Origin of the sequence: Devosia sp., assembly GCF_034675085.1 — a bacterium.
In the GTDB taxonomy this organism is placed as follows: Bacteria; Pseudomonadota; Alphaproteobacteria; order Rhizobiales; family Devosiaceae; genus Devosia.
The window spans coordinates 1-10034 of the sequence record NZ_JAUCDN010000105.1; the positions used below are offsets into that span (position 1 = coordinate 1).

At 65.2% G+C, this 10034-nt stretch carries 10 protein-coding genes; 6 read left to right on the forward strand and 4 right to left on the reverse strand.

Annotated elements, in window-relative coordinates:
* The 6 genes from VDP82_RS08550 to gmk all read left to right on the forward strand — a co-directional run.
* A partial coding sequence (locus VDP82_RS08550; RefSeq protein WP_323014428.1) for an SDR family oxidoreductase occupies positions 1 to 249 on the forward strand: 249 nt, incomplete at its 5' end.
* Between the two features lie 214 nt (positions 250 to 463).
* Complete coding sequence (locus VDP82_RS08555) at positions 464 to 700, forward strand: acyl carrier protein (RefSeq protein ID WP_035100440.1); 237 nt, start codon at positions 464 to 466, stop codon at positions 698 to 700.
* A gap of 33 nt (positions 701 to 733) precedes the next feature.
* Positions 734 to 2002 (forward strand): beta-ketoacyl-ACP synthase II, encoded by a 1269-nt coding sequence (fabF, locus tag VDP82_RS08560; RefSeq protein WP_323014429.1) that lies wholly within the window; start codon positions 734 to 736, stop codon positions 2000 to 2002.
* Between the two features lie 163 nt (positions 2003 to 2165).
* A complete protein-coding gene (gene mltG, locus VDP82_RS08565) occupies positions 2166 to 3287 on the forward strand; it encodes an endolytic transglycosylase MltG (protein WP_323014430.1) in 1122 nt (373 codons plus the stop codon).
* Complete coding sequence (locus tag VDP82_RS08570; RefSeq protein WP_323014431.1) at positions 3284 to 4177, forward strand: YicC/YloC family endoribonuclease; 894 nt, start codon at positions 3284 to 3286, stop codon at positions 4175 to 4177. Before mltG ends, VDP82_RS08570 begins: the two co-directional genes overlap by 4 nt.
* A gap of 10 nt (positions 4178 to 4187) precedes the next feature.
* Positions 4188 to 4826: a guanylate kinase gene (gene gmk, locus VDP82_RS08575; RefSeq protein ID WP_323014432.1), complete on the forward strand. Its 639-nt coding sequence runs from the start codon at positions 4188 to 4190 to the stop codon at positions 4824 to 4826.
* A 211-nt stretch (positions 4827 to 5037) separates the two neighbouring features.
* On the opposite strand, the gene rsmA is transcribed toward gmk, so the two are convergent.
* The 4 genes from rsmA to VDP82_RS08595 form a co-directional block, all read right to left on the reverse strand.
* Positions 5038 to 5883 (reverse strand): 16S rRNA (adenine(1518)-N(6)/adenine(1519)-N(6))-dimethyltransferase RsmA, encoded by an 846-nt coding sequence (rsmA, locus tag VDP82_RS08580; protein WP_323014433.1) that lies wholly within the window; start codon positions 5881 to 5883, stop codon positions 5038 to 5040.
* Positions 5880 to 6881, reverse strand: coding sequence for a 4-hydroxythreonine-4-phosphate dehydrogenase PdxA (gene pdxA / locus VDP82_RS08585; protein ID WP_323014434.1), 1002 nt, complete (start codon positions 6879 to 6881; stop codon positions 5880 to 5882). Before pdxA ends, rsmA begins: the two co-directional genes overlap by 4 nt.
* Before the next feature lie 107 nt (positions 6882 to 6988).
* The gene (locus VDP82_RS08590) at positions 6989 to 7891 is read right to left on the reverse strand and encodes a SurA N-terminal domain-containing protein (protein ID WP_323014435.1); all 903 of its coding nucleotides are present in this window, start codon (positions 7889 to 7891) and stop codon (positions 6989 to 6991) included.
* A 78-nt stretch (positions 7892 to 7969) separates the two neighbouring features.
* Positions 7970 to 10034 (reverse strand): LPS-assembly protein LptD (locus VDP82_RS08595; RefSeq protein ID WP_323014436.1); only part of this gene is annotated, 2065 nt, incomplete at its 5' end.

Genomic DNA, 10034 nt, shown 5'->3' on the forward strand with positions numbered 1-10034 from the left:
AAGGCGCTGGCCCACGAAGTGGCCTCGCGCAACATCACCGTCAATTCCATCGCCCCCGGCTTCATCGCCTCGGCCATGACCGACGAGCTCAACGACAAGCAGCGCGAGGCCATCCTGTCGACGATTCCAGCCGGCCGGCTGGGCACGCCGCAGGAAATCGCCGCCTGCGCCGTTTTCCTCGCCAGCGACGCCGCCGCCTACGTCACGGGCCACACCTTGAACGTCAATGGCGGCATGGCAATGCTCTGATCGGACGAAAAGCCGTTGAAAACCGGCAATCTGTGCGCTGGCGGATGCGGATCAAGTGTGATACTCGCCCCGCCGTCACCTGTGGCGGACAGCCTTGCAGGCGCATCCAAGCGCGCCTAAACTCCGGGCGGTTCGCCATTACGGTGCTTGAAGATTTGGCACTGCGCCAATAAGAAGCGAAACGAAAACTCGATTTCGAAAAGGGAAGTCAAATATGAGCGATGTCGCTGATCGGGTCCGCAAGATCGTTGTGGAACACCTCAATGTGGACGCCGAGAAGGTCGTTGAAAAGGCCAGCTTTATCGACGATCTGGGTGCGGACTCCCTCGACCAGGTCGAGCTGGTGATGGCCTTCGAAGAAGAATTCTCGGTCGAGATCCCCGACGACGCCGCCGAGTCGATCCAGACTTTCGGTGACGCCGTTTCTTTCCTCACCAAGGCCGTCGGCTAAGCCGCCGGCTTGGTCGAGATAGGCAGGTCGAGCATGGAATTACGCCGTGTCGTCGTCACCGGACTGGGGCTGGTAACGCCCCTCGGTTGCGGAGTTGAAGCCACCTGGGCCAACATCCTGGCCGGAAAAAGTGGCGCCAAGCGCATCGATGACTTTCAGGTCGATGACATCGCCTGCCAGATCGCCCATCGGTTGCCGCTCGGCGATTACGCCGAGGGCAAGTACAATCCCGATGAGTGGATGGAGGTCAAGGAGCAGCGCAAGGTCGATCCCTTCATCGTCTATGCGATGGCTGCCGCGACCCAGGCTATCCAGGATGCGGGCGTCGAGCCCAAGACCCAGCAGGAGCAGGAACGCACCGGCGTCCTGATCGGCTCGGGCATCGGCGGCGTCGGCGGCATCTATGATGCCTCCATCACGCTGCACGAAAAGGGGCCTCGGCGCATCAGCCCCTTCTTCATCCCCGGCCGGCTCATCAACCTGGCCTCCGGGCAGGTGTCGATCCGCTTCGGGCTCAAGGGGCCGAACCATTCGGTGGTGACCGCCTGCTCGACCGGCGCCCATGCCATCGGCGACGCGGCGCGGCTGATCGCGCTCGGCGATGCCGACGTGATGGTAGCCGGCGGCACCGAAAGCTGCGTCAACCGCCTGTCTCTGGCCGGATTCTCGGCGGCGCGGGCGCTCTCCACCGGCTTCAACGACAACCCCGAGGCGGCCTCGCGCCCTTATGACCGCGACCGCGACGGTTTCGTCATGGGCGAGGGCGCCGGCATCGTGGTGCTGGAAGATTACGAGCGCGCCAAGGCGCGTGGCGCCAAGATCTATGGCGAAGTGATCGGCTATGGCCTTTCGGGCGATGCCTATCACATCACCGCTCCGTCGCCCGATGGCGATGGCGGCTTCCGCGCCATGAGCGCGGCCATAAAGCGCGCGGGGATTTCGCCCGCCGAGATCGACTATATCAACGCCCATGGCACCTCGACCCCGCTGGGCGACGAGATCGAACTGGGCGCGGTGAGCCGCGTCCTCGGCGAATCGGCATCGAAGGCGGTGATGAGCTCGACCAAGTCGGCCGTGGGGCATCTGCTCGGCGCCGCCGGTTCGGTGGAAGCCATTTTCTGCCTGCTCGCCATGCGCGACGGCATGGCCCCGCCCACGCTCAACCTCGACAATCCTTCGGTGGAAACGCCGATCAATCTGGTGCCCAAGGTGGTGCTGAAGAAGGAAATCAACGTGGCGCTGTCCAACAGCTTCGGCTTCGGCGGCACCAACGCCACCCTTGTCATGCGCAAGGCCGGCTGATTTTTCCACGATTCAATGGGAGGCACTTCGCGGCACACGCGAGGTGCCTCTTGTTTTTGCGGCGGCGCATGCGAACATGCGCCCGGCCACAAGATCGACTTGAAGTGATGACAAGACCCGCCGCGCATGAAATGCAAACGGGCTTTGAAGGTGATGCTGCCCCATGAATGATCGCAAGGTGCGGCGCCGCCGCCGCTCCCGCAATGGCCTGATCGACGTGCTCAACGGGTTGCTGACGCTGCTGGTCATCGGCCTGGTGGTGGCGGGGGGCGCATTTTTCTACGTGACCTCGCAATATTACGGCGACGGCCCCGCGAGCGAGGATCGCACCTTCCGCGTCGAATCAGGCAGCTCGCTCAGCACTACCGCCAATCGGCTGGAAGAGCAGGGGCTGATTTCCAACGCGCTGATCTTCAGCCAGTTCGGCAGCCGGGTGGAGCGCAACACCATCATCAAGGCCGGCGATTTCCGCATCCCCGCCGGCTCCAGCATGGCCGACATCCTCAAGGAACTGACCGAGGGCAACCCCATCCGCTATGCGGTGACGCTTCCCGAGGGCATTACCTCCTGGGACGTGATCCAGCGGCTCAATGCCGACACCAATCTGGTGGGGGAAGTCACCAGCCTGCCCGAGGAAGGCTCGATCCTGCCGGGCAGCTACGACTATGTGCCGGGCGATACCCGCCAATCGGTGCTCGACAAGATGCAGGCGGCCATGACCGACGCGCTCGCCCAGGTATGGCAGAGCCGCCAGGCGGATTTGCCGCTCACTTCGCCCGAGGAATTGCTGATCCTTGCGTCCATCGTGGAAAAGGAAACCGGGGTGGCCAGCGAACGCCCGCAGGTGGCGGCGGTGTTCGTCAACCGGCTGCGCACCGGCATGCGCCTGCAATCGGATCCGACGATCATCTATGGCATCACCAAGGGCCAGTCGACATTGGGCCGGGGCCTGCGCAAGTCCGAAATCGAGGCGCGCACGCCCTATAACACCTATCAGATCGATCGGCTGCCCCCCACGCCCATCGCCAATCCCGGCATCGAGGCGCTCAAGGCCGTGGCCAATCCCGACACCCACAAATATCTCTATTTCGTGGCCAAGGGCGCGCTGCCCAGCGAAGGACACGTGTTCGCCGAGAGCTATGCCGACCACCAGAAAAACGTGGCGCAATATCGCCGCATAGCCGCCGAGGCGGCGGCGCAGGCCGAGGCCGAGGCGGAAGCGGCGCGCCAGGCGCTGGAGGCCGAAGAGGCGGGCGAAGCCGGCGAAGAGCCGGCCGCGCAGTGAGCCAGCCGCTCGCCAGCATGACCGGCTATGCGCGCGCCGCCGGCAGCGCGCAGGATACCGGTTTCGTTTGCGAAATCCGCTCGGTCAATGGCCGTGGGTTGGATTTGCGCCTGCGCCTGGCGCCAGGCCTGGACGGGCTGGAGGGTCCGTTGCGCCAGATGATCGGCAAGGCCCTGTCGCGCGGCTCGGTAAGTTTTTCGCTGACGCTGGAACGGCAGGGGACAGATGGCGACCTGCTGCTCAACCGGCAGGCGCTGGAAACGGTGCTGACGGCGCTGGAGGAGCTCAAGGGCAGGGTGGCCGACGCCGCCCCGGCCAGCCTTGAGGGCATCCTGGCGCTGCCCGGCGTGCTGGAGCCACGCCAGCGGGCGCTGGCTCCCGAGGCCGAGGACGAATTGTTCGCCGTCATTCTGGCGACGGCGGGCGCGGCCGTGGCCGATCTGGTGGCGGCGCGACGGCAGGAGGGCGCGCAACTTTCCGCTATCCTGCTCGAACGGCTCGATGAGATCGAGGCGCTGGTGGCGCGGGCCGAGCACCATCCGGCGCGCGGGCGCGAGGTCATCCTGGCCCGGCTGAGCCAGCAGATAGAGGCCTTGAAACAGGACAGCGCCATTCCCGAGGAGCGGCTGGCGCAGGAAGCGCTGCTTCTGGCCGCCAAGGCCGATATCCGCGAGGAGCTGGACCGGCTGGCCGCCCATATCGCCAGCGCTCGCCAGCTCATCAGGGGCGGGGGCGCGGTGGGGCGTCGGCTGGATTTCCTGGCGCAGGAATTCAACCGCGAGGCCAATACGCTGTGCAGCAAGGCCAATGCGGTGGAACTCACCGCCATCGGCCTTGACCTCAAGGCGGCAATAGATCAACTACGCGAGCAAGTGCAGAACATCGAATAGGGTCTGGCTGATGGAATTTCAGCGCCGCGGCGTCATGCTGGTCATCGCTTCGCCATCGGGCGCCGGAAAATCCTCGATTTCGCGGGCGCTGTTCGGCGCCGACCCCAATATCGGGCTCTCGGTTTCGGTGACCACGCGCGCGCGCCGCACCGACGAGGTGGACGGCAAGCATTATTACTTCATCGACGTGCCCACCTTCCGCCGCATGCAGGCCGATGGCGAATTGCTGGAATCGGCGGAAGTCCACGGTAATTTCTACGGCACCCCGCGCGCCAAGGTGGAAGAGCAGCTGGCGGCGGGCAAGGATATCCTGTTCGACATCGACTATCAGGGCACGCTCCAGCTCTACAAGAACAGCCGCAAGGACATGGTGACGGTGTTCATCCTGCCGCCCACCATCAAGGAATTGCGCGCCCGGCTGGAGCGCAGGGCCCAGGACAGCGCCGGCACCATCGAAAAGCGCCTGAGCAATGCCCGCGTCGAGATGGAGCACTTTTCCGAATACGACTATGTGATCGTCAATAAGGATTTGGGGGAGTCGGTCGACTGCGTCCGCTCCATCCTCGCCGCCGCCCGGTTGCAGCGCGAGCGGCAGCTCAATTTGGCGAGCTTCGTCAAGGACTTGCAGAGCCAGATCGATTCTTTGTGAGAAGCGGTTGAATCGGGATGTGAAGGGGTGGGCACGGTTGTAGCTCATTCCCGGCGCTGCCCGCGGATTTGATCCGCGGGCCAGTTTCCGCAAACGCTGAAACCGCGATGGCTCTCCCACGGGTCAAGCCCGTGGGCAGCGGCGGTGTTGGAAACACAGAGCCAATGCGTCATGGCCGGGATGACATCGGCGTTGGGCCGGGTGGAGGTGGCTACCTCCTTAATCCCGGTAGCGCTCTTGCCATGGCCAGGAAGGCTTCCACGGGCAGCTCCTCGGCGCGTTCGTCGCCCTTGAGGCCGGCGGCGGCGAGCAGGCCGTCCACCGCAACGCCGGTGGCCTTGAGGCTCTGGCGCACCATTTTGCGGCGCTGGCCGAAGGCGGCGCGGGTGATGTGTTCGAGGTCCCTGACCTTGACGTCGTCGTCAACCGGTTTGGGCACCAGATGCACCACGGCGGAGGTGACGTTGGGCGGCGGCACGAAAGCCTGGCGGCCGACATTGAAGGCGATGCGCGCCTCGGTGCGCCAGCCGGCCAGAACCCCCAGCCGTCCATAGGCATCGTCCCCGGGCCGGGCGACGATGCGCTCGGCCACCTCGCGCTGGAACATCAGCGTCAGGCTCTCGAAAAAGCTCGGCCAGGGATCGAGCGTCAGCCAGCCGGTGAGCAGCGGGGTGCCGATATTATAGGGGAGATTGGCGACGATGCGCGTGGGGCCATCGGCCAGGAGCCGATAATCCATCTCCATGGCGTCGCCGCCGATGACGGTGAGCCGGCCCGGATAGGCGTCGGCGATCTGGGCCAAAGCGGGCAGGGCGCGAGCGTCGCGCTCAATGGCGATGACCTCGCGTGCGCCTTCGGCCAGCAGCGCCCTCGTGAGTCCGCCGGGGCCGGGGCCGACCTCGATGACACGCACGCCTTCGAGCGAGCCGCCGACGCGGGCAATGCGGGCGGTCAGGTTGAGATCGAGCAGGAAATTCTGCCCCAGCTCCTTCTTGGCGCGCAGGCCATGCTCGGCGATGACCTCGCGCAGGGGCGGCAGATTGTCGATCTGGCTCATTCGGTCCTTCCCGACATGGTCTGGGCCATCATGATGGCGGCCTCGAAGCTGGCGGTGGAGGCCTTGCCGGTGCCGGCCAGATCGAAGGCGGTGCCGTGATCGGGCGAGGTGCGCACGATGGGCAGGCCCAGCGTGACATTGACGCCGGCATCGAAGGCCACGGTCTTGATCGGGATCAGCGCCTGATCGTGATACATGGCCAGAACCGCGTCGTAGCGCCGCCAGTGGGGCGGATAGAACAGCGTGTCGCCGGGCAGGGGGCCGACGGCGTCGATGCCCCGCTCGCGCGCGGCGGCGAGGGCAGGCGCAATGATGTCGACATCTTCCCGGCCGATGGCGCCGCCTTCCCCGGCATGGGGATTGAGCCCCGACACGGCGATGCGCGGGGCGGCAACGCCGAAGCGGCGGCGTAAATCGCCATGCATGACCGCGAGCGTATCGAGGATCAGCTTTCCGGTGATGAGGCCGGGCACTTCGGCCAGCGGCACGTGGATGGTGAGCGGAACGGTGCGCAGATCGTCATGGGCCAGCATCATCACCGGCAGGGGTTCGACGCCGTTTTCGGCGCAGAGCGCGGCCAGATATTCGGTGTGGCCGGGATGGGCGAAGCCGGTGTGATAGAGCGCGCCCTTATGGATGGGCGCGGTCACCAGGGCGGCGCACTCGCCCGCCCTGACGGCGGCAACGGCGCGGGCAATGGCCTCAACCACCACCGGGCCGGCGGAGGCGGCCGGGATGCCGGGCGTATCGGGCACGTCGCCGGCAAGGGAGAGGACGGGCAGGGAGCGGGGAAAGAGCGCGGGAGCCTGGGCGGGACTGGCTTCGGCGCAGTCGATGGCTAGGCCCAGCCGGCGGGCGCGGGCGGCAAGGAAGCCGAGATGGCCGAAGACGATGAAGGGCGGAAGGCTCAGTTCCGCCCGGCGGGCATAGAGCGACAGGACGATGTCGGGCCCGATGCCGGCGGGCTCGCCCATGCTGATGGCCAGCGGCTTGCTCATTTGGCCCCCAAGGTGAACCGACAACTGCGCCCATTTCCCGGCTCTGTCACTCCCTCCCCTCAACGGGAGGGAGGCGCAGACTGAGGCGATGACGCCGGTCCGATGTCTTAGTTGTAGATGATCTTGGCGGTCTTGCGCAGATTGGCCAGATAGTCGGCCACGGCCGTTTCCAGCTGATTGTTGCCGGCATTGGCGCGCAGATCGCTCTTGATGAAGGTCAGGTCTTCGGCCTGGGCCTTCTCGCAGACGGCGAGCATCGAGACACCCGACTCCACCACGCGCGGCTTGGTGATGCCCCCGACATTGAGCCCCGCCAATTCCTTGGCGATGGCCTCGGGCAATTGGGTGGCGTGGCGGCGGCCGACATCGATCACGGCCGCGTCCGTATAGGAGAGCGAGAGATTGACGGCGTTGTCGCAACCGGTGAATTTCGAGCGGTAGCTGTTGGCCTGGCTGCTGCGGCTGCCCGAACCGCTGCCCACGAAGATGATTTCCTTCAGGATATAGTCGAAGCCCTGATAGGGCTGCACCTTGCCGGCGGCCTGCTGGTCGAGGTCAAGATCGGAAATCTGGATCTGGGGCATGATGACGCCCTCGGTGATGGCGTTCCAGGCGATGGCGGCGCGCAGGCGATCCTTGAGCGTTTCCATGCCGACGCCGCCCTGTTGCAGCATCGACACCAGCTTGTCCTGGCTCAGCTTCATGTTGCGGGCGATCTGGAGCAGGGCTTCATCGACCTGCGCATTGGAGATGGTGATGCCCAGGCGCTTGGCCTCGGCCATCTGGATGGCTTCGTCGATGAGCTGCTCGGTGGCGCCCTTCTGGCCGGTGCGGTTGCCCTCGAGCTGGAACAGCTTGAGGCGCTGGGCCACCTGCATGTCGGTGATCGGCGTCCCGTTGACGGTGACGCGCACATTCTGCGCCATGGCCGGCGTCATGGCGCCCAGCGCCAGAACCGCACCGACGATTGCGGCGCAGATCGAGCGCGCCCAGAAACTCTTGGCCATCATTTTCATCCGCTTCGCCTCAAATTGCACCGCTCTCAATGCGGCGGGAATGGCGCGCTGTCAATTGCCCCATGATTGCGGCTAAAATCCGGTACCGAAGGGGAACACGGTGGGCACCGCGCCTTCATAGCCGGCATTGAACCCGGCGGGCGCCTTGAGCCGGATGGTGGCCGTGACCCGCAGGTCGTCGGGGACGCTATGGGTGGGGCCATTGCGCGTGACATTGCCGCCTACCACCAGATAGCCGTCGTCATAGGTGAGGCCACCGCCCACCTGAAGGAAGGAATTGGACGCGATGTCCCAGGAACCGGCGGCGCGCACGCTCCAATACTCAGCCAGCGGCAGGCGGATTTCTCCGCCGATCTCGTGCTGGTCGGCCAGCATGCCCAGCGCCGGATTGGCGGCGTGGAACACGTAGTCGGCCGAGGCCGAAAAGCGCTCATAGCTATAGGTGGCGTTGAGCGCGCCGCGCGTGACGCGGCCGGCGCCGGTATCGACCTGCAACTTGCCGCCGGTCTTGAAACCCGGCTCGAAGGCGGCATAGGCGCCCAGAACCGCATAGGAGGCGTTGCTTTCGAGCCCCGAGCCGGCGGTGGACTGCACCTGGTCGAGCCTGGCGAAGCCGTTCTGGCCGGCAAGGTGGAAGGAGTGGCCGGCAATCAGCTCAAGATAGCTGCCATTGGCGAAATTGGCCTGGTAGCGCGCCCCGATATTGGCGCGCAGCCCCGTCTCCTGCCGGTCTATGCCCGAGAAGCGGTTGAAGCTGAAAAGATTGGTGTCGTCGAAGATGAAATTCTGGGAATCGTCGTTGGTGATACCGGGTAGCGTGTCGCCGCCGCGATAGACCAGTTGCCCGATCGGCTCGACCAGATGCACGGTGGAGCCGTCGCTGGCCGCCAGTGGAAAGCGCACATCCATGGCGGCGATGGGCGTGGCGCTCCACAGGGTGGTGGTGCCGGGCGCGGAGGCCAAGGTGCTGGCATTGTCGTAATAGGCCAGGTCGGCCCGCCCGCCGAGATAGGGCGTGGCAACGAACCCGCCGCCGCCGATCCACTGCGTCTGCCAGCCGGTTTGCAGGGCCAGGTGCTGCTCGGTGCCGGCATAGCCGTAGTCGTATTTGACGCCGTTGACGCTGGAGAAGGAATCCTGCTCCCGATAGACCCTGAGCAGCCGCCCGCTGATCTCGACGCGGCCCTTGCCTTCGCCCAGGTCATGCATCTGCTCGAAGCGCAGGGCGGGCAGGGCGGCTCCCTGCGCGCCCTGGGCGGATTGCGCCACATCGCCCAGGGCCTGGAACTGTTGCAGGCGGGCGTCGAAATAAATGTCGCTGTCCAGATAGGTGGCATAGACCTCGTTGGTGCGCGAATTGGAGCGCGTGAGGCCGTAATCGGGCAGGTAGGCCGCGTCGGTGAAGGCGGTGTAGCTCCAGCCCGTGGTCCAGTTTTCCACCGGCTTGAAACGGCCCGAGCTCTGGATGGCGCCGCGCCAGTCGCGCGCCGCCTCGACAAAGGTGAAGGCGGACTTGTCGGCCTGGTACAGCCCCGATGCCTTGATCTGGAAAGAACCGAAATCGAAATTCTGAATCCATTCCGCCCCCATGAGAAAGCCCTGGCGGCTCATGGCGGTGGGGGTGAGGACGATCTGCGTCCAGCGATTGGCATAGGCGAGATAGGAAAATTCCAGCTTGTGGCCGGTCTTCTCGGTATATTCGTAGGTGGGGCGAGGAATGCTGGCCAGCGCGCTGTCGCTGGTGTCGGGCAGCCACAGGAAGGGCAGCCAGGCCACGGGAATGCCCAGCAGCGACAGGGTGGGCTGCTCGATGAACAGCGAGCCTTCCTCGGCGTCATAGACGACACGCGCCGCATGAACCGACCAGCCGATGCGCTGGCCATTGGCGTCGATGCAGTCCCCGCAGGGCGAATAATCGGTATTTTCGAGTAGGGTGCGCAGCGCCTTGTCGTAGTCGACGCTGTCGGCGGTAATGCGGATGCCGTCATAGCCGGTTATGGTCAGCGCACTGACAAAGGCCTGCTTCATGCTCCCCTTCAGCTCCAGATCGGCCATTTCCGCCAGATTGCCGGACGGGTCGAGCACGCTCACGGCGCCGACGAATTTGGCTTCCTGCGTCGTGCGGTTATAGACGAGG

What these genes read in the sequence shown, in the direction of transcription:
- VDP82_RS08555 (WP_035100440.1), top strand. Translation starts at nt 464, where the DNA reads ATGAGCGATGTCGCTGATCGGGTCCGCAAGATCGTTGTGGAACACCTC.
- fabF (WP_323014429.1), top strand. Translation starts at nt 734, where the DNA reads ATGGAATTACGCCGTGTCGTCGTCACCGGACTGGGGCTGGTAACGCCC.
- mltG (WP_323014430.1), top strand. Translation starts at nt 2,166, where the DNA reads ATGAATGATCGCAAGGTGCGGCGCCGCCGCCGCTCCCGCAATGGCCTG.
- gmk (WP_323014432.1), top strand. Translation starts at nt 4,188, where the DNA reads ATGGAATTTCAGCGCCGCGGCGTCATGCTGGTCATCGCTTCGCCATCG.
- rsmA (WP_323014433.1), bottom strand. Translation starts at nt 5,883, where the DNA reads ATGAGCCAGATCGACAATCTGCCGCCCCTGCGCGAGGTCATCGCCGAG.
- pdxA (WP_323014434.1), bottom strand. Translation starts at nt 6,881, where the DNA reads ATGAGCAAGCCGCTGGCCATCAGCATGGGCGAGCCCGCCGGCATCGGG.
- VDP82_RS08590 (WP_323014435.1), bottom strand. Translation starts at nt 7,891, where the DNA reads ATGATGGCCAAGAGTTTCTGGGCGCGCTCGATCTGCGCCGCAATCGTC.